We start from the raw sequence: 18,790 nt of genomic DNA, 5'->3' as shown, positions 1-18,790 counted from the left end.
GCTTGTGCCGACGGGCAGGCATCGGCATCGACGATAGCAGAGTTCCGCACGCCAATGTGCAGGCGGCGCCTTTGCGCGCGGCAAACTGTCCGATAATCACGGCATGTCACGGATCTCCTACTCTGCCCAGGCTGCAGACGCCCCGGTGCATGACACGGCCACCACCGGCGAACTGCCTTATCGCCACCACATGCTGCGCTGGGCCTGGCGCCGCGGCAAGCCCACCACCGGCAACACGGTGCGGCTGCTGCACGGCGGCAAGGACTTCTTTCCCGCGCTGATCGCCGCAATCGACCAGGCCGCGTTCCAGGTCATGCTGGAAACCTACATCTACGCCGACGACGAGGTCGGCCGCGCCGTCGCCGACGCGCTGATCCGTGCCGCCGCGCGCGGGGTCCCGGTGCGCGTGACGGTGGACGGCTTCGGCGCCGGCGACATGCCCGCGCAGCTGGCCGAGCGGCTGCGCGCGGGTGGCGTGCGGCTGCGCGTCTACCGCGCCTTGCGCGGCTTCCGCCTGGCCCGGCGCCACCTGCGCCGGCTGCACCGCAAGGTCGCCGTGATCGACCGCGAGGTCGCCTTTGTCGGTGGCATCAACATCATCGACGACCACAACCACGGCCCCTTCGAAGGCGCCAACCTGGGGCCGCGCTACGACTTCGCGGTGCAGGTCAGCGGGCCGCTGGTGGACCGCATTGCGCTGTCGTCCGAGCGGCTCTGGTGGCGGCTGTCGCTGCGCGAGGCGCGTGGCAGCGAGCGCGCCGCCGCGGTCGCCGAATACCCGCTGGTGACCGACCTGCCGCCGCGCCCGGAGGCGACCGGCGGGATCCGCGCCGCGCTGCTGCTGCGCGACAACCTGCGCAACCGCCGCACCATCGAGCGCGAATACCTGCGCGCGCTGGGCGCCGCACGTCATGACGTGATCCTGGCCAACGCCTACTTCCTGCCCGGCCACAAGATGCGGCGCGCATTGCTGGCCTGCCGCGAGCGCGGCGTGCGCGTGCGGCTGCTGCTGCAGGGCATGGTCGAATATCGGCTGCAGCACTACGCCACCCATGCGCTCTATGCGTCGTTGCTGGAGGCTGGCGTCGAGATCTACGAGTACGCCGAGAGCTTCCTGCACGCCAAGGTCGGCGTGGTGGACGAGGCCTGGGCCACGGTAGGGTCGAGCAATATGGACCCCTTCAGCCTGCTGCTCGCGCGCGAGGCCAACATTGCCGTTTATGATGCGGCCTTCGCCGCTGAACTGCGCGCAGCGCTGGAGCGGGCCATTGCACACCAGAGCGTAAGGGTGCTGCCCGACGTGCATGCGCGGCGCTCGCCGCTGCACCGGCTGGCCAACTGGGCGGCCTATATGCTGCTGCGGCTTGGCGTGATCATCGCCGGCGTTACGGGCCGCTACTGAAGCGGCCGGCGGGCGGTGTGCGTTTGCTGCCATGCGGCAACGCGAACGCTGCAGCGGTTGCGGCACGGTCGCTCGCGGACATGCTGCATTGCAGTCCGTTTAGAAACAGCGGTCTAATTAAAAGCTTGATGGCCAAGTGCCGCGCCAGAATAATCTGAACGACCGTTCTTTTTTGGCTTAGACTGCGTGCATTCGCGGTATGCACCGGCAAATCCGCCGGTCGGCCGCAAGCAATGAATGAAACGTCAGGGTCATACGCGGGGCCGCAGCAGGCCCCGCAGAACGGAGAAAAAACATGCGACACCAGTCAGCCCGTCTCGAATCCGCCGCTTCGTCCCCCTCGCCCATGCGCAAGGGCGAGATGACGCGCGTGGCGATTCTGGATGCCGCACTGGAATTGTCGTCCCGCGACGGGCTCGAAGGTCTGACCATCGGCCTGCTCGCGGAACGCATGCAGATGAGCAAGAGCGGTGTCTTCGCGCATTTCGGTTCGCGCGAGGACCTGCAGGTAGAGGTGGTGCGGGAGTATCACCGCCGGTTCGAGCAGGAGGTGTTCTATCCCTCGCTGCAGGAGCCGCGCGGACTGCCCCGGCTGTGGTCGATGGTGCGGCGCTGGATGGAGAAGCGCATCCAGGAAGTGACGACTGGGTGCATCTACATCAGCGGCGCCGTGGAGTACGACGACCGCGCCGGCAGCCTGGTGCGTGACGAGCTGGTCAAGAGCGTCACGATCTGGCGCGCAGCGCTGAACCGCGCCATCAACCAGGCCAAGGAAGAGGGCCATTTGCGCGCGGATTGCGATCCGCGCCTGATGCTGTTCGAGATGTACAGCCTTGAACTAGGCTTGCATCATGACGCCCGTTTCCTGCGCCTGCCTGACAGCGCCGAGCTTGCCATGGTCGCGCTCAACAAACTGATTCAGTCTTACCGTACCTGAGGTCGCCCGGTCAGGCCGTTGCGCGCAAGCGGGACGGGCGGCGTGGCGGCATCGCACAACTCCAAGGAGTCTCTGATGGGCCAGTACACCGCACCGTTGCGCGACATGCAGTTCGTGCTCCATGAACTGCTCGGCGCCGAAGCCGAACTCAAGGCGATGCCGCCGCACGCGGACATCGACGCGGACACCATCAACCAGGTCATCGAGGAAGCCGGCAAGTTCTGCGCGGACGTGGTGTTCCCGCTCAACCAGGTGGGCGACCGCGAAGGCTGCACCTACGCCGGCGACGGCGTGGTCAAGGCGCCCACGGGCTTCAAGGAAGCCTACCAGCAATATGTCGAGGCCGGCTGGCCGGCACTGGCGTGCGATCCGGCCTACGGTGGCCAGGGCCTGCCGATCGTGGTCAACAACGTGGTCTACGAGATGCTGAACTCGGCCAACCAGGCCTGGACCATGTACCCCGGGCTGTCGCACGGGGCCTATGAGGCCCTGCATGCACACGGCACGCCCGATCTGCAGCAGACTTACCTGCCCAAGCTAGTGTCCGGCGTCTGGACCGGCACCATGTGCCTGACCGAGCCGCACTGCGGCACTGACCTCGGCATTCTGCGTTCCAAGGCCGAGCCGCAAGCTGACGGTTCCTACCTGATCACCGGCACCAAGATCTTCATCTCCGCCGGCGAGCACGACCTGGCCGAAAACATCATCCACCTGGTGCTGGCCCGACTGCCGGACGCACCGGGTGGGACCAAGGGCATCTCGCTGTTCGTGGTGCCGAAGTTCATCCCCGACGCCAGCGGCAACCCCGGCGAGCGCAACGGCATCCAGTGCGGCTCGATCGAGCACAAGATGGGCATCCACGGCAACGCCACCTGCGTGATGAACCTCGACGGCGCGCGCGGCTGGCTGGTGGGCGAGGCCAACAAGGGCCTGAACGCCATGTTCGTGATGATGAATGCCGCGCGCCTGGGTGTGGGCGCGCAGGGCCTGGGCCTGACCGAGGTGGCGTACCAGAACTCGGTCGCCTACGCCAAGGACCGCCTGCAGATGCGCTCGCTGACCGGCCCGAAGGCGCCCGAGAAGGCCGCCGACCCGATCATCGTGCATCCGGATGTGCGCCGCATGCTGCTGACGCAGCGCGCCTACGCCGAAGGCGGCCGCGCATTCAGCTACTGGACCGCGCTGCAGATCGACCGCGAGCTGTCGCATCCGGACGAGGCCGTGCGCAAGCAGGCCGGCGACCTGGTCGCGCTGCTGACGCCGGTGATCAAGGCCTTCCTGACCGACAACGCCTTTACCGCCACCAACGAGGGCATGCAGGTGTTTGGCGGCCATGGCTACATCTCCGAATGGGGCATGGAGCAATACGTGCGCGACGCGCGCATCAACATGATCTACGAAGGCACCAACACCATCCAGGCGCTGGACCTGCTGGGCCGCAAGATCCTGGGCGACATGGGCGCGAAGATGAAGGCCTTCGGCAAGATCGTGCAGGACTTCGTCGAGGCCGAAGGCACCAATGAAGCCATGCAGGAATTCATCAACCCGCTGGCCGACCTGGGCGACAAGGTGCAGAAGCTGACCATGGAAATCGGCATGAAGGCGATGGGCAATGCCGACGAAGTCGGCGCTGCCGCGGTGCCATACCTGCGTGTAGTGGGCCACCTGGTGTTCTCTTACTTCTGGGCCCGCATGGCCAAGGTCGCGCTGGAGAAGCAGGGCAGCGGCGACAAGTTCTACACCGCCAAGCTGGCCACCGCGCGCTTCTACTTTGCCAAGCTGCAGCCGGAAACGGCCGCCGAGATCCGCAAGGCGCGCGCGGGTTCGGCGTCGCTGATGGCGCTGGACGCAGACCTGTTCTGATTTGCCAGGGCGGCTTCCCTGGCCGCTAGTGTGCTCCCCTCTCCCGCTAGCGGAGAGGGGAGCACACCACAAGCACTGGAAGCGTGTCCTGACTCTTACCTCAACGCTCACTGACCTAGGAGCGCGCATGTCCAATTTCATCGTCAAGAAAGTCGCCGTGCTGGGTGCCGGCGTCATGGGCGCGCAGATTGCCGCCCACCTGATCAACGCGCGCGTGCCCGTGGTGCTGTTCGATCTTCCCGCCAAGGAAGGCCCGAAGAACGGCATCGCGCTGCGCGCCATCGAGAACCTGAAGAAGCTGTCGCCCGCGCCGCTTGGCCTCAAGGAAGAGGCCAGCCTGATCCAGGCCGCCAACTACGAAGACGACATCGCCCTGTTGCAGCAATGCGATCTGGTGATCGAGGCGATTGCCGAGCGCATGGACTGGAAGCACGACCTGTACAAGAAGGTCGCGCCGCACCTGGCCTCGCACGCGATCTTCGCCACCAACACCTCCGGGCTGTCGATCACTGAGCTGTCCAATGGATTCGACGACGACCTGAAGTCCCGCTTCTGCGGCGTCCATTTCTTCAACCCGCCGCGCTACATGCACCTGGTCGAGCTGATCCCGACCGCGACCACGCAGCCGCAGATCCTCGACCAGCTGGAAGCGTTCCTGACCACCACGCTCGGCAAGGGCGTGGTGCGCGCCAAGGACACGCCCAACTTCATTGCCAATCGCGTCGGCATCTTCTCGATCCTGGCGGTGTTTGCCGAGGCCGAGAAGTTCGGCATCCCGTTCGACGTGGTCGACGACCTGACCGGCGCCAAGCTGGGCCGCGCCAAGTCCGCCACCTTCCGCACCGCGGACGTGGTCGGCCTGGACACCATGGCGCACGTGATCAAGACCATGCAGGACAACCTGCAGGACGACCCGTTCGCGCCGTTCTACAAGACCCCGGCCGTGCTCAAGAGCCTGGTCGACGCGGGTGCGCTGGGGCAGAAGACCGGCGCCGGCTTCTACAAGAAGGAAGGCAAGGCCATCAAGGTGCTCGACGCCAGCACCGGACAGTACGTCGATGCCGGCAAGAAGGCCGACGAGATCGTGGTGCGCATGCTCAAGAAGGAACCGGCCGAGCGCATCCGGCTGCTGCGCGAGTCGACCAACCCGCAGGCGCAGTTCCTGTGGGCGGTGTTCCGCGACGTGTTCCACTACATCGCCGTGTACCTCGAGCAGATCGCCGGTTCGGCCGCCGACATCGACCTGGCGATCCGCTGGGGCTTCGGCTGGAATTCGGGCCCGTTCGAGGACTGGCAGGCGGCCGGCTGGAAACAGGTGGCCGAGTGGGTGAAGGAGGACGTCGACGGTGGCAAGGCACTGTCGGGCGCGCCGCTGCCGGCGTGGGTGTTCTCCGGCCCGGTGGCCGACAACCAGGGCGTGCACACGGCGGCAGGTTCGTGGTCGCCCGCGACGCAGTCGTTCGTCGCGCGCAGCACGCTGCCGGTGTACCAGCGCCAGGCTTTCCGCGCTGCGCTGCAGGGCAGTGCCGCCGCCGATCCGCGCAAGGCTGGCCGCACCGTCGAAGAGAACGACGCGGTGCGCATCTGGGTGAGCGAGGGCCAGGACGATGTGCTGGTGGTCTCGTTCAAGAGCAAGATGAACACCATCGGTCCGGACGTAATCGACGGCCTGACCCGCGCCATCGACCTGGCCGAAGCCGGCTACAAGGGCCTGGTGGTATGGCAGCCGACCTCGCTGCAGCTGGGCGCGCCGGGCGGCCCGTTCTCCGCGGGCGCCAACCTGGAAGCGGCGATGCCCGCCTTCATGATGGGCGGCGCCAAGGGCATCGAGCCGTTCGTGAAGAAATTCCAAGACGGCATGATGCGCGTGAAGTATGCCTCGGTACCGGTGGTGTCGGCGGCGTCGGGCATTGCGCTGGGCGGTGGCTGCGAACTGATGCTGCACTCCGCCGCGCGCGTGGCCGCGCTGGAAACCTATATCGGCCTGGTTGAAGTCGGTGTCGGCCTGGTGCCCGCTGGCGGTGGCCTGAAGGAAGCGGCGCTGGCGGCCGCGCGCGCTGCACAGGCCGCGGGCAGCACCAACTACCTGCAGTTCCTGACCAGCCGCTTCCAGAGCGCGGCCATGGCCAAGGTCTCGGCCTCGGCGCTGGAAGCGCGCCAGATGGGCTACCTGCAGCCGTCCGACCAGATCGTCTTCAACGTGCATGAGCTGCTGTACGTGGCGCAGAACACCGTGCGTGCGCTGGCCGACGCCGGCTACCGCGCGCCGCTGCCGACGCTGATCCCGGTTGCCGGCCGTTCCGGTGTGGCCACCATCAAGGCCTCGCTGGTCAACATGCGTGACGGCGGCTTTATCTCGGCGCACGATTTCCTGATCGCCGCGCGCATTGCCGAAGTGGTGTGCGGCGGCGATGTCGAGGCCGGCGCGCTGGTCAGCGAGGAATGGCTGCTGGCGCTGGAGCGCAAGGCCTTCGTCGACCTGCTCGGCACCGGCAAGACGCAGGAGCGCATCATGGGCATGCTGCAGACCGGCAAGCCGGTGCGCAACTAAATGGCAAGCGAGGAACCGACATCATGAAACAACTGCAAGACGCATACATCGTTGCGGCCACCCGCTCGGCGATCGGCAAGGCCCCCAAGGGCGCGTTCCGGCACACGCGCCCGGACGACCTGCTGGCCACCATCCTGAAGGCCGCGGTGGCACAGGTGCCGAACCTGGACCCGAAGCTGATCGAAGACGCCATCGTCGGCTGCGCCATCCCGGAAGCACAGCAGGGCCTCAACGTGGCGCGCATCGGCGCGCTGCTGTCCGGCCTGCCCAATACCGTCGGCGGCATTACCGTCAACCGCTTCTGCGCCTCGGGCCTGAGCGCGGTGGCGATGGCCGCCGACCGCATCCGCGTGGGCGAGTCCGACGTGATGATCGCCGCCGGCGTGGAATCGATGAGCATGGTGCCGATGATGGGCAATTCGCCGTCGATGTCGCCGGAGATCTTCAGCCGCGACGAGAACGTGGGCATTGCCTACGGCATGGGCCTGACCGCCGAGAAGGTGGCGCAGCAGTGGCAGGTCAGCCGCGAGGACCAGGACGCGTTCTCGCTGGCCTCGCACCAGAAGGCCATCGCCGCGCAGCAGGCGGGCGAGTTCCGCGACGAGATCACGCCGGTCGAGACCGTCGAGCGCTTCCCCGACCTCGCCAGCGGCCAGGTCAGCGTGAAGACCCGCACCGTCGCGCTGGACGAGGGTCCGCGCCCGGATACGTCGCTCGAGGGCCTGGGCAAGCTGCGGCCGGTGTTTGCCAACAAGGGCAGCGTGACCGCCGGCAACAGCTCGCAGACCTCGGACGGCGCCGGTGCGCTGATCCTGGTCTCGGAGAAGATCCTGAAGCAGTTCAACCTGGTGCCGCTGGCGCGCTTCGTCTCGTTCGCGGTGCGTGGCGTGCCGCCCGAGATTATGGGGATCGGCCCCAAGGAAGCGATCCCAGCTGCCCTGAAGGCGGCCGGACTGAGCCAGGACCAGCTCGACTGGATCGAGCTGAACGAGGCCTTCGCCGCGCAGTCGCTGGCGGTGATGCGCGACCTGCAGCTCGACCCCGCCAAGGTCAACCGCATGGGCGGCGCGATCGCGCTGGGCCACCCGCTGGGCGCCACCGGCGCGATCCGCTCGGCCACGGTGGTGCACGCGCTGCGCCGTCATAGCCTGAAGTACGGCATGGTCACCATGTGCGTCGGCACGGGCATGGGCGCCGCCGGCATTTTCGAACGCATCTGAGCGCCGCGGCATGATGGCCCGGGGGCTGCGCAGCTGCGGCCCGCGGGCTCATGCCTGCATACCAAGACGAGGAGACCATGAGCATCCGCATCCGCATCGACCAGGGCATCCTGACGCTTCAGTTCGACCGCCTCGACAAGAAGAACGCCATCACCGCGGCGATGTACCAGGCGCTGGCGGACGCGCTGCGCTCGGCCGAGGCCAATCCCGACGTGCGCGCGATCCTGCTGCAGGGCCAGCCCGAGATCTTTACCGCCGGCAACGACCTGGAAGATTTCATGCAGCGTCCGCCCACCGCGGGCGAGGGCGCCGAACCGGCCCCGGTGTTCCAGTTCCTGTACCAGATCAGCCATGCCAGTAAGCCGATCGTCGCGGCGGTCAGCGGTGCCGCGGTCGGCGTTGGCACCACCATGCTGCTGCATTGCGACCTGGTCTATGCCTCCGACACAGCCAAGCTGTCGCTGCCATTCGTGCAGCTGGGCCTGTGCCCCGAGGCCGCATCCAGCCTGCTGCTGCCGCGGCTGGTGGGATACCAGCGCGCCGCCGAAAAGCTGCTGCTGGGCGAGGCCTTCAGCGCGCAAGAAGCACTGGAAATCGGCCTGGTGACGCGTGTGCTGCCGGTGGCCGAACTGCATGACTTTGCGCTGGCGCAGGCGCGCAAGCTGGCGGCGCTGCCGGCTTCGTCGCTGCGCGAGACCAAGCGGCTGATGAAATCGGGCGCGCTGGCCGAAGTGGAAAAGCAGATGGCCGACGAGGGCGCGGTGTTCCGGCGCATGCTGGTGGCGCCGGAAGCGAAAGAGGCGTTCAGCGCGTTCTTCGAGAAGCGGAAGCCGGATTTTTCGAGGTTTGCGTGAGGGGCCGCGTCGGTTCCAATCCCGCTCGATTGCTCCCCTCTCCCGCTTGCGGGAGAGGGGCTGGGGGAGAGGGCCGGCGCATGGCAAGTACGATGGCGCCTCACTTCGTGGAGGCGGGGCCCTCTCCCCCGCCCCTCTCCCTCTGGCAGAGGGGAGAACGGCTATTGCCTCAGGCCGTCGGCAACACCCGCGGCTGCCGCGACTCGTCCGTCGCGACATAGGTCAGCGTTGCCTCCGTCACCTTGACGATCTCGTTGCTGTGCCGCATGCGCTGCGCATAGACCTCAACCTCGACCGTGATCGAGGTACGCCCGGTCTTGACGATATCGGCGTAGAAACTCACCAGGTCGCCAACGAACACCGGGTGCTTGAACAGGAAGGAATTGACCGCGACGGTGGCCACGCGCCCCTGCGCGCGTTCGACCGCCGGGATGGACCCGGCGATATCCACCTGCGCCATGATCCAGCCGCCGAACACGTCGCCATGTACGTTGGCGTCCGCGGGCATCGGTACCACGCGCAGTGCGGGATTCTTGCCGGCGGGCAAGGCGGGGACGGTGTGGGGAGCGTTCATGAGGCGGTAGGGTGGACAACGGAAGTGGGGGCGGGCACGGCGTAAAAAACCCTTCGCCTGCCACGTCATGCGAACTCTGCGACAATCGCGCATTGGCCCGAATTCTATCGTATGCGCCGCTATTCCACGACCGCCGAGCAGGCCCCCGACCCCGCCTCGGTCAAGCTCTTTCCCGGCCAGCGCGCCCCCCGCAGCGACTGGCAGACCGTGCGCAACCTGTTGCCCTATGTCTGGCACTACAAGTGGCGCGTGATGCTGGCGCTGGCCTGCCTGGTGGCGGCAAAGGTGGCCAACCTGGGCGTGCCGGTACTGATGAAGCGGCTGATCGACAGCATGAACCTCACGGCAGGCGACCCGCGCGCGCTGCTGGCGGTGCCGGTCGGGCTGATCGTCGCCTACGGCATGCTGCGCCTGTCGGCGACGCTGTTCACCGAGTTGCGGGAAATCCTCTTTTCCAAGGTCACGCAGAGCGCCGTGCGCGAGATTGCGCTGCAGGTATTCGAGCACCTGCATGCGCTGTCGCTGCGCTTCCACCTGGACCGCCAGACCGGCGGCATGAGCCGCGACATCGAGCGCGGCACGCGCGGCATCCAGTCGCTGATCTCGTATTCGCTGTACAGCATCCTGCCCACGCTGGTGGAAATGGCGCTGGTGATCGGCTTCTTTATCCTCCACTACGACATCTGGTTCGCGGCCATTACCGGCTGCGCGCTGGTCGGCTATATCGTCTTCACCATCGTGGTGACGGAATGGCGCACGCACTTCCGCCGCCGCATGAACGAACTCGACTCGCGCGCCAACCAGAAGGCGATCGATTCGCTGCTGAACTTCGAGACTGTCAAGTACTTCGGCAATGAAGCCTACGAGGCGCAGCGCTACGACGAGAACCTGCGCAAGTACCGCACCGCGGCGATCCGCTCGCAGAACTCGCTGTCGTTCCTGAACTTCGGCCAGCAGGCCATCATTGCCGTCGGCCTGATCCTGATCCTGTGGCGCGCCACCGTCGGCGTGGTCGACGGCAAGCTGACGCTGGGCGACCTGGTGCTGGTCAACACGCTGATGATCCAGCTCTATATCCCGCTGAATTTCCTCGGCGTGATCTACCGCGAGATCAAGCAGGCCACCACCGACATGGACCGCATGTTCGTACTGCTGGGCACGCACCAGGAGGTGGCCGACGCGCCGGGCGCGCCGCCGCTGCGGGTCAGCGGCGCCCAGGTGCGCTTCCGCGACGTGCGGTTCGGCTACGAGCCGGACCGTACCATCCTGGACGGCGTGGACTTCACCATCGCGGCGGGCACCACCACCGCGGTGGTCGGGCACAGCGGCTCGGGCAAGTCGACGCTGGCGCGGCTGCTGTTCCGCTTCTACGATGTGGGCGGCGGCGCCATCGAGATCGACGGCCAGGACATCCGCGCGATTACGCAGGACAGCCTGCGCCGCGCCATCGGCATCGTGCCGCAGGACACCGTGCTGTTCAACGACAGCATCTACTACAACATCGCCTACGGCCGCCCGGACGCGGCCCGCGACGAAGTCATCGCGGCGGCGCAGGCGGCGCAGATCGACGCCTTTATCCGCGAGTTGCCGCAAGGGTACGACACGCCCGTGGGCGAGCGCGGCCTCAAGCTGTCGGGCGGCGAGAAGCAGCGCGTGGCAATCGCGCGCACGCTGCTGAAGAACCCGCCGGTGCTGGTATTCGACGAGGCCACCTCGGCGCTGGATTCGCGCACCGAGCAGGCGATCCAGGCCGAGCTGATGCGCCTGGCGCAGAACCGCACCACGCTGCTGATCGCGCACCGGCTCTCCACCGTGGTCCATGCCGACCAGATCCTGGTAATGGACCACGGCCGCATCGTCGAGCGTGGCACCCATGCGCAACTGATGCGCGCGGGCGGGCGCTATGCCGAGATGTGGGACATCCAGGCACGCGCCGCCGCCAAGGGCGGCGACGCGGCTGGTGCCGAAGCGCTCGCGCTCGACGTGGGCGACGCCACCCAGGACGCCTGAGCCGTTATCCGCTGCGCCGGCTTGCACCCCGGCGCGGCGCGCATTGTCGGCAATCGTTGCCGACGATGCCGCTGCGGCAATCGCCGTGCCCGTTTCTGGTTCGACAATCGCGCACGGGGCCGCCCTGAAACAGGGCCTGGAAAGCTGGCATGTCCCTTGCGGACCAACCCCTCCGAGATCCTTGTCCACGGAGAGATGCCATGCCCCAATCCCGCGCTGCGCTGCTGCCGCCCGGCGTTTTGACTGCTGCCAGCGAGAGCGCTGGCGAGATCGGTGCGCGCCCTGCGCACGCTGCCGCACGCCGCCGCCTGCTGAAGCTCGGCGCCATGCTCGGCACCAGCCTGGTGCTGTCGACACAATTCGCCGGCGCAGCGCATGCGCAGGCTGCGCCCACCAAGGTCCGGTTCCAGCTTGACTGGCGCTTCGAAGGTCCGGCGGCCCTGTTCCTGCTAGGCGAGCAGAAGGGCTACTACAAGGCCGAAAAACTCGACGTCTCGATCGATGCCGGCAATGGCTCGGGCAACGTGGTCAACCGCGTGGCCTCGGGCACCTATGACATGGGCTTCGCCGACATGTCGTCGGTGATGGAGTTCTACGGCAACAACTCCGACGCCAGGAACAAGCCGGTGGCCGTGATGATGGTCTACAACAACACGCCCGCGGCCATTCTGGCGCTGAAGAAATCAGGCATCCGCGCGCCGAAGGACCTGGCCGGCAAGCGCATGGGCGCACCGGTGTTCGACGCCGGCCGCCGCGCCTTCCCGATCTTCGCCAGGGCCAACGGTCTGCAGGCATCGGCGTTCACCTGGCAGGCGATGGACCCGACGCTGCGCGAAACCATGCTGGTGCGCGGCGACCTCGATGCCATCACCGGATTTTCGTTCACGTCGATCCTGAACCTGAATGCGCGGGGCGTGAAGGACGAGGACATCGTGGTGTTGCCGTATCCCCAGTTTGGCGTAAAGCTGTATGGCAACGCCGTGATCGCGTCCGAGGAATTCATCAAGAAGAACCCGGAGGCGGTAAAGGCCTTCCTGCGCGCCTTCAGCAAGTCGGCGCGCGACGTGATCGCGCGGCCGGAAGAGGGCATCCGGGCGCTCAAGGCGCGCGACGGCATCATCGACGAGAAGCTGGAAACGCGCCGGCTCAAGCTGGCGCTGGACAGCGTGGTCAGGTCGCCCGACGCCAGGGCCGAGGGCTTTGGCCGCGTCAGCAAGCCGCGCCTGTCGCTGATGGCCTCGCAGGTGGCCGATGCCTTTGGCACGAGGGGCCGCATTAACGCGGATGCGCTGTGGACCGACGCGTACCTGCCGAGCGCGGGCGAACTGGATGTGCTGCGATGATGACGCGCCTGGCTGACAGCATGCCCGCCAGCGGTGGCGGTGCCGCGAATGCCGCGGCCGCGGCGCCCTTCGTCGAGTTCAACCGGGTCTGGCTGGCCTATGACGACGCGCTCGCGCGCGAGGGCGAGTTCGCCGTGGAAGACCTGTCGCTGCAGGCCGCGCCGGGCGAGTTCATCGCCATCGTCGGCCCGTCTGGCTGCGGCAAGTCCACCTTCATGAAGCTGGCCACAGGGCTGCGGCCCGCCACGCGCGGCATCGTGAAGATTGCGGGGCAGAAGGTAAGCGGGCCGCTCAAGCAGGTTGGCATGGCGTTCCAGTCGCCCACGCTGCTGCCGTGGCGCACCACACTCGACAACGTGATGCTGCCGCTGGAGATCGTCGAGCCCTACCGTTCGACGCTGCGCGCGCGGCGCGACGAGTATGTGGACCGCGCTCGCCGGCTGTTGCATACCGTGGGCCTGGGCGGCTACGAGGACAAATACCCGTGGCAGCTCTCGGGCGGCATGCAGCAGCGCGCGTCGATCTGCCGCGCGCTGATCCACCAGCCGCGCATGCTGCTGCTGGACGAGCCCTTTGGCGCGCTCGACGCCTTTACGCGCGAGGAACTGTGGTGCGTCCTGCGCGACCTGTGGCAGGCACAGCGCTTCAACGTGATCCTGGTCACGCACGACCTGCGCGAGGCCGTATTCCTCGCCGACACGGTCTACGTGATGAGCCAGCGCCCCGGCCGGATCCTGCTGCGCAAGGAGATCGCCCTGCCGCGGCCTCGCGATCTGGAGCTGACCTATACCGAGCCCTTTGCCGAACTGGTGCACGCGCTGCGCGAGAAGATCGGCCATGTGCGCCAACACTGAGGCAAGACGACAATGATGATGACCCTGAATTCCGCGCAGGAGCGCCGTGTGCAGCGCGTGGCGCCATGGCTGCTCCTGGCCGTGGTGCTGCTGCTGTGGCAAGGCGCGTGCATGGCCTTTGACGTGTCGGACTTCATCCTGCCGACACCGTCTGCCATCGTGGCCGCGCTGGTGGAATACGCGGACGTGATCGCCGGCCATGCGTGGCGCACTTTCTGGACCACCATGGTGGGCTTCGGCGTGGCTATCGGCGTGGGCGTGCTGCTCGGGCTGGCGATGGGCTCGTCGCGGCTGCTGTATGCCGCCGGCTATCCGCTGATGACCGCCTTCAACGCGCTGCCCAAGGCCGCCTTCGTGCCGATCCTGGTGGTGTGGTTCGGGCTCGGCGCCGGCCCGGCCATCCTGACCGCGTTCCTGATCTCGTTCTTCCCGATCATGGTCAACATCGCCACCGGGCTGGCCACGCTGGAGCCGGAACTGGAAGACGTGCTGCGCGTGCTGGGCGCCAAGCGGCGCGACGTGCTGTTCAAGGTCGGCCTGCCGCGCGCGCTGCCGTATTTCTTCGCCTCGCTCAAGGTCGCGATCACGCTGGCCTTTGTCGGCACCACGGTGTCGGAGATGAGTGCCGCCAACGAGGGCATCGGCTACCTGCTGGTGTCGGCCGGCTCCGCCATGAAGATGCCGCTGGCCTTTGCCGGCCTGGTGGTGATCGCGGTGATGGCCATGGCGATGTACGAGCTGTTCGCGGTGGTCGAGAAGCGCATGACCGGCTGGGCCCACCGCGGCTGAGCCCGCAGGTGGCGAACCGCCGCGCGCCGGTGGATAATCCGCGTCATGGAAATCAAATGGCTTGAAGACTTCGTCAGCCTGGCCGAGACGCACAGCTTCTCGCGCTCGGCCGAATTGCGCCACGTCACGCAGCCGGCGTTTTCGCGCCGCATCCAGTCGCTGGAGGCGTGGGTCGGCACCGAGCTGATCGACCGCTCGAGCTATCCCACTAGCCTGACCCCGGCAGGCAAGGTGTTCTACGAGCAGGCGCTGGCCATGCTGGCGCAGGTCAGCGAGACCCGCGCGCTGATGCGCGGCCAGCGCTCGGCCAACGCGCAGGTGCTGGAATTCGCGGTGCCGCACACGCTGTCACTGACCTTCTTTCCGGAGTGGCTCAAGGCGCTGGAGCGCAGGCTTGGCACGCTGCCGTGCCGGCTGCGCGCGCTCAACGTCCATGACGCGGTGCTGATGCTGGTCGAGGGCGGCTGCGACCTGGTGATGGTCTACCATCACGCGCGCCAGGCGATCCAGCTGGATCCGGCGCGGTACGACATGCTGGTGCTGGGGACTGAACGGCTGTCGCCCTACAGCGTGCCGGACTCCGCCGGCAAGCCGCAGTTCCGGCTGCCGGGCACCGACAAGAAGCCGGTGCCCTTCCTCAGCTATACGCCCAACGCCTTCCTGGGCCGCATGGTCGACCTGCTGCTGGCCGAAACCGCCGAGGCGCTCAAGCTCGATAAATGCTACGAGACCGATATGGCCGAGGCGCTCAAGGTGATGGCGCTGTCGGGCCATGGCATGGCCTTCCTGCCTGAAAGCGCGGTGCGCGAAGATGTCGCGGCGGGGCGGCTGGTGCGGGCCGAGTCGGCGCGCGGGCTGCCGCTATCGATCGACATGGAGATCCGCCTGTACCGCGAGAAGCCGGGCGAGAACGGCGGCGAGCGGCGCGCCGGGGCCCGGCGCAAGCGACAACTGGTGGACCAGGTGTGGTCGACGTTGTCGGCAAGCTAGCGCCTGCGCCGGATCGCTCGCGCGTTTCCCGCAGGGTTATGCAAGGCTTGCATAACCTGATGACCAAACGGCATTGGATTCCGACCGTGGCCCGAGCCTAAGCTTGCGCCCATCTTCCACCCCGGAAACCCACCCGATGTCTTCCGCAGCACCGACCAACATTGCTGGCCAAAAGCACGCACTTCCGTCTTACCTCAACGCCGACAACCTCGGCCCCTGGGGCATCTACCTGCAGCAAGTCGACCGCGTCACGCCCTACCTGGGTTCGCTGGCGCGCTGGGTCGAGACCCTGAAGCGCCCCAAGCGCGCGATGGTCGTCGACGTTCCCATCGAGCTCGACAACGGCACCATCGCCCATTTCGAGGGCTACCGGGTGCAGCACAACCTGTCGCGCGGCCCGGGCAAGGGCGGCGTGCGCTTCCACCAGGACGTGACCCTGTCCGAGGTGATGGCGCTGTCGGCCTGGATGTCGGTGAAGAACGCGGCGGTCAACGTGCCGTACGGCGGTGCCAAGGGCGGCATCCGCGTCGACCCGCGCACGCTGTCGCACGCCGAGCTGGAACGGCTGACGCGCCGCTACACCAGCGAAATCAACATCATCATCGGGCCGAGCAAGGACATTCCGGCGCCCGACGTCAACACCAACGCACAGGTGATGGCGTGGATGATGGACACCTATTCGATGAACTCGGGCAGCACCGCGACCGGCGTCGTGACCGGCAAGCCGATCTCGCTGGGCGGCTCGCTGGGCCGGCACGAGGCCACCGGCCGGGGCGTGTTCGTGGTCGGCTCCGAGGCCGCGCGCAATATCGGCCTCGAGGTCAAGGGCGCGCGCGTGGCGGTGCAAGGCTTCGGCAACGTGGGCGCCGTGGCCGCCAAGCTGTTCCATGAGGCCGGCGCCAAGGTGGTCGCGGTGCAGGACCACCGCACCACGCTGTTCGACCCGGCCGGCCTGGATGTGCCGGCGATGATGGAATATGCCTCGCACAGCGGCACCATCGAAGGCTTCCGCGGCGAAGTCCTGCGTACCGAGCAGTTCTGGGAAGTCGACTGCGACATCCTGATCCCGGCCGCGCTGGAAGGCCAGATTACCGCCGAAAACGCGCCGAAGATCACGGCAAAGCTGGTGATCGAGGGCGCCAACGGCCCGACCACGCCGCAGGCCGATGACATCCTGCGCGAGCGCAATATCCTGGTCTGCCCGGACGTGATCGCCAACGCGGGCGGCGTGACCGTGTCCTACTTCGAATGGGTGCAGGACTTCTCCAGCTTCTTCTGGACCGAGGAAGAGATCAACCAGCGCCTGGTACGGATCATGCAAGAAGCCTTCCGGGCAATCTGGCAGGTGGCACAGGAAAACAAGGTGACGCTGCGCACGGCGGCGTTCATCGTGGCCTGTACGCGGATCCTGCAGGCGCGCGAGATGCGCGGCCTGTACCCCTGATCGGGGCAGTAGGGACCGGGGCGAGGCACTGGTATGGTGCGGTGCAATAATCGCCCTGGTCCGCTGGCTTCGTGACCGTCAGACGCGGTCTCCGGCAAGCGCCGGAGACCGCGTTGTCGTATCCGGACGCAGTGCGCACGGATTGCCCCGAAGTCGGGTTCTAGGAGAAAACCCAGTTGTATTGCGGCGGATGCTGCGCAATACTGTTTCACCAGTGGGGGTTTTATTCTTAGAATCCCGCTTTCTCTTCATGGTCAAGGAGATGTTATGAATTTTGCCAAGTTGGCTGCCCTGATGATTGCCGGGGGCGTGATGTGCGGGACGGCACAGGCAGCCGAACAACTGACGGGCACGCTGAAGAAGATCAAGGACACCGGCGTGATTACGCTGGGCGTGCGCGAGTCGTCGATTCCGTTCAACTACAACCTGGGCGGCGTGCGGCAAGTCGGCTATTCCTACGATATCAACATGAAGATCGTGGAAGCCATCAAGGACCAGCTGAAGCTGCCGAACCTGCAGGTCAAGGAAATCCCGATCACCTCGCAGAACCGCATCACGCTGCTGCAGAACGGCACCATCGACATCGAGTGCGGCTCGACCACCAATAACCTGGAACGCCAGAAGCAGGTCGGCTTTACCAACTCCATCTTCATCATCGGCACGCGCATCATGGTGAAGAAGGACGCCGGCATCAAGGACTGGGCCGACCTGAAGGGCAAGAACATCGTCACCACCGCCGGCACCACGTCGGAGCGCCTGCTGCGCAAGATGAACGACGACCAGAAGCTGGGCATGAACATCATCAGCACCAAGGACCACGGCCAGTCGTTCCTGACGCTGGAATCGGGCCGCGCGGTCGCGTTCATGATGGACGACGCGCTGCTGTACGGCGAACGCGCCAAGGCCAAGAACCCGGCCGACTGGATCGTGGTGGGCAAGCCGCAATCGCGCGAGTCCTATGGCTGCATGATCCGCAAGGACGACCCGCAGTTCAAGAAGCTGTCCGATACCGTGATCTCCGGCATGATGAAGGACGGCTCGATCAACACGCTGTACACCAAGTGGTTCATGCAACCGGTTCCGCCGAAGGGCCTGAACCTGGACTTCCCGCTGTCCGAAGACATGAAGGCGCTGATCAAGGCGCCGAACGACAAGGCGCTGGACTGACCTGCCGTTGACAGCAGTGCGAAACGGAAGGCATGTCCTTCCGTTTCTTTTTGAGGACGCAACATGAACTACAACTGGCATTGGGGAGTCTTCCTCGAGCAGGCCGCCCAGAACGAGACCTACCTGGACTGGATGATCTCCGGCCTGAAGGTCACGCTCGCGCTGGGGCTTTCGTCCTGGGTCATTGCCCTGGTCATCGGCTCGGTGCTCGGCGTGCTGCGCACCGTGCCCAACAAGTGGCTGTCGGGGATCGCCGCCACCTACGTCGAGATCTTCCGCAACATTCCGCTGCTGGTGCAGCTGTTTATCTGGTATTTCGTCATGCCCGAGCTGCTGCCCGGCGGCGAGGCAATCAAGCAGATGAACCCGTTCGCGCAGCAGTTCCTGGCCGCGATGCTGTGCCTGGGCACCTTCACCGCCGCGCGAGTCTGCGAGCAGGTGCGCTCGGGCATCAACTCGCTGGCGCGCGGGCAGAAGAACGCCGGCCTGGCGATGGGCTTCACGCTGCCGCAGACGTACCGCCACGTGCTGCTGCCGATGGCGTTCCGCGTGATCGTGCCGCCGCTGACCTCCGAGTTCCTGAACATCTTCAAGAACTCGGCGGTGGCGTCGACCATCGGCCTGCTTGAGCTGGCCGCGCAGGGGCGCCAGCTGGTGGACTACACCGCGCGTCCGTATGAATCGTTCATCGCGGTCACGCTGATGTACGCGCTGATCAACGTCACGGTGATGCTGCTGATGCGCTGGGTCGAGGCCCGCACGCGCGTGCCCGGCTTCATCGGCGGCAAGTAA

At 66.5% G+C, this 18,790-nt stretch carries 15 protein-coding genes; 14 read left to right on the top strand and 1 reads right to left on the bottom strand.

Annotated features, from left to right (window positions below; all coding sequences use genetic code 11):
* The first annotated feature begins 190 nt into the window (after window positions 1-190).
* The 6 genes from clsB (at window position 191) to E5S69_RS06490 (ending at window position 8,827) form a co-directional block, all read left to right on the top strand.
* Complete coding sequence (clsB, locus tag E5S69_RS06515; protein ID WP_423766617.1) at window positions 191-1,402, top strand: cardiolipin synthase ClsB; 1,212 nt, start codon at window positions 191-193, stop codon at window positions 1,400-1,402.
* Window positions 1,403-1,748: 346 nt separating this feature from the next.
* The gene (locus E5S69_RS06510) at window positions 1,749-2,339 is read left to right on the top strand and encodes a TetR/AcrR family transcriptional regulator (protein ID WP_062796770.1); all 591 of its coding nucleotides are present in this window, start codon (window positions 1,749-1,751) and stop codon (window positions 2,337-2,339) included.
* A 75-nt stretch (window positions 2,340-2,414) separates the two neighbouring features.
* Entirely contained in the window at window positions 2,415-4,202 is a 1,788-nt protein-coding gene (locus E5S69_RS06505) for an acyl-CoA dehydrogenase C-terminal domain-containing protein (protein ID WP_171514196.1), read from the top strand.
* Between the two features lie 127 nt (window positions 4,203-4,329).
* Window positions 4,330-6,753: a 3-hydroxyacyl-CoA dehydrogenase/enoyl-CoA hydratase family protein gene (locus tag E5S69_RS06500; RefSeq protein WP_171514195.1), complete on the top strand. Its 2,424-nt coding sequence runs from the start codon at window positions 4,330-4,332 to the stop codon at window positions 6,751-6,753.
* 20 nt (window positions 6,754-6,773) lie between these two features.
* Window positions 6,774-7,973 carry an acetyl-CoA C-acyltransferase gene (locus E5S69_RS06495; protein ID WP_171514451.1) on the top strand — a complete coding sequence of 400 codons (1,200 nt, stop codon included), beginning with the start codon at window positions 6,774-6,776 and terminating at the stop codon, window positions 7,971-7,973.
* Between the two features lie 77 nt (window positions 7,974-8,050).
* Complete coding sequence (locus E5S69_RS06490) at window positions 8,051-8,827, top strand: enoyl-CoA hydratase (RefSeq protein WP_171514194.1); 777 nt, start codon at window positions 8,051-8,053, stop codon at window positions 8,825-8,827.
* Window positions 8,828-8,996: 169 nt separating this feature from the next.
* Here E5S69_RS06490 and E5S69_RS06485 read toward each other — a convergent pair whose 3' ends face one another.
* Window positions 8,997-9,401, bottom strand: coding sequence for an acyl-CoA thioesterase (locus E5S69_RS06485; RefSeq protein ID WP_063236959.1), 405 nt, complete (start codon window positions 9,399-9,401; stop codon window positions 8,997-8,999).
* A 111-nt stretch (window positions 9,402-9,512) separates the two neighbouring features.
* Here E5S69_RS06485 and E5S69_RS06480 point away from each other — a divergent pair, with 111 nt between their 5' ends.
* The 8 genes from E5S69_RS06480 (at window position 9,513) to E5S69_RS06445 (ending at window position 18,790) form a co-directional block, all read left to right on the top strand.
* A complete protein-coding gene (locus tag E5S69_RS06480; RefSeq protein ID WP_171514193.1) occupies window positions 9,513-11,411 on the top strand; it encodes an ABCB family ABC transporter ATP-binding protein/permease in 1,899 nt (632 codons plus the stop codon).
* 200 nt (window positions 11,412-11,611) lie between these two features.
* Window positions 11,612-12,754, top strand: a complete 1,143-nt coding sequence (locus E5S69_RS06475) for an ABC transporter substrate-binding protein (RefSeq protein ID WP_171514192.1) — start codon at window positions 11,612-11,614, stop codon at window positions 12,752-12,754.
* Entirely contained in the window at window positions 12,751-13,608 is an 858-nt protein-coding gene (locus E5S69_RS06470; RefSeq protein WP_171514191.1) for an ABC transporter ATP-binding protein, read from the top strand. The genes E5S69_RS06475 and E5S69_RS06470 overlap by 4 nt, the downstream gene beginning before the upstream one ends.
* A 15-nt stretch (window positions 13,609-13,623) precedes the next feature.
* Window positions 13,624-14,397 carry an ABC transporter permease gene (locus tag E5S69_RS06465; protein ID WP_171514450.1) on the top strand — a complete coding sequence of 258 codons (774 nt, stop codon included), beginning with the start codon at window positions 13,624-13,626 and terminating at the stop codon, window positions 14,395-14,397.
* Between the two features lie 45 nt (window positions 14,398-14,442).
* Window positions 14,443-15,387, top strand: a complete 945-nt coding sequence (locus E5S69_RS06460; protein ID WP_171514190.1) for a LysR family transcriptional regulator — start codon at window positions 14,443-14,445, stop codon at window positions 15,385-15,387.
* Between the two features lie 136 nt (window positions 15,388-15,523).
* Entirely contained in the window at window positions 15,524-16,831 is a 1,308-nt protein-coding gene (locus E5S69_RS06455) for a Glu/Leu/Phe/Val family dehydrogenase (RefSeq protein WP_171514189.1), read from the top strand.
* A 267-nt stretch (window positions 16,832-17,098) separates the two neighbouring features.
* On the top strand, window positions 17,099-17,998 hold the full coding sequence (locus E5S69_RS06450) for a glutamate/aspartate ABC transporter substrate-binding protein (RefSeq protein WP_171514188.1): 900 nt from the start codon (window positions 17,099-17,101) through the stop codon (window positions 17,996-17,998).
* 63 nt (window positions 17,999-18,061) lie between these two features.
* Window positions 18,062-18,790, top strand: a complete 729-nt coding sequence (locus tag E5S69_RS06445) for an amino acid ABC transporter permease (protein ID WP_171514187.1) — start codon at window positions 18,062-18,064, stop codon at window positions 18,788-18,790.

This window comes from Cupriavidus necator, from assembly GCF_013141915.1.
Taxonomy (GTDB): Bacteria; Pseudomonadota; Gammaproteobacteria; order Burkholderiales; family Burkholderiaceae; genus Cupriavidus; species Cupriavidus necator_B.
The sequence above is the reverse complement of the archived record's forward strand: the minus strand, read 5'-3'. Positions and strand labels throughout refer to the sequence as shown.

Coding starts and splice junctions, on each gene's coding strand:
- clsB (WP_423766617.1), top strand. CDS start 191: ATGCTGCGCTGGGCCTGGCGCCGCGGCAAGCCCACCACCGGCAACACG.
- E5S69_RS06510 (WP_062796770.1), top strand. CDS start 1,749: ATGCGCAAGGGCGAGATGACGCGCGTGGCGATTCTGGATGCCGCACTG.
- E5S69_RS06505 (WP_171514196.1), top strand. CDS start 2,415: ATGGGCCAGTACACCGCACCGTTGCGCGACATGCAGTTCGTGCTCCAT.
- E5S69_RS06500 (WP_171514195.1), top strand. CDS start 4,330: ATGTCCAATTTCATCGTCAAGAAAGTCGCCGTGCTGGGTGCCGGCGTC.
- E5S69_RS06490 (WP_171514194.1), top strand. CDS start 8,051: ATGAGCATCCGCATCCGCATCGACCAGGGCATCCTGACGCTTCAGTTC.
- E5S69_RS06485 (WP_063236959.1), bottom strand. CDS start 9,401: ATGAACGCTCCCCACACCGTCCCCGCCTTGCCCGCCGGCAAGAATCCC.
- E5S69_RS06480 (WP_171514193.1), top strand. CDS start 9,513: ATGCGCCGCTATTCCACGACCGCCGAGCAGGCCCCCGACCCCGCCTCG.
- E5S69_RS06475 (WP_171514192.1), top strand. CDS start 11,612: ATGCCCCAATCCCGCGCTGCGCTGCTGCCGCCCGGCGTTTTGACTGCT.
- E5S69_RS06470 (WP_171514191.1), top strand. CDS start 12,751: ATGATGACGCGCCTGGCTGACAGCATGCCCGCCAGCGGTGGCGGTGCC.
- E5S69_RS06465 (WP_171514450.1), top strand. CDS start 13,624: ATGATGACCCTGAATTCCGCGCAGGAGCGCCGTGTGCAGCGCGTGGCG.
- E5S69_RS06460 (WP_171514190.1), top strand. CDS start 14,443: ATGGAAATCAAATGGCTTGAAGACTTCGTCAGCCTGGCCGAGACGCAC.
- E5S69_RS06455 (WP_171514189.1), top strand. CDS start 15,524: ATGTCTTCCGCAGCACCGACCAACATTGCTGGCCAAAAGCACGCACTT.
- E5S69_RS06450 (WP_171514188.1), top strand. CDS start 17,099: ATGAATTTTGCCAAGTTGGCTGCCCTGATGATTGCCGGGGGCGTGATG.
- E5S69_RS06445 (WP_171514187.1), top strand. CDS start 18,062: ATGAACTACAACTGGCATTGGGGAGTCTTCCTCGAGCAGGCCGCCCAG.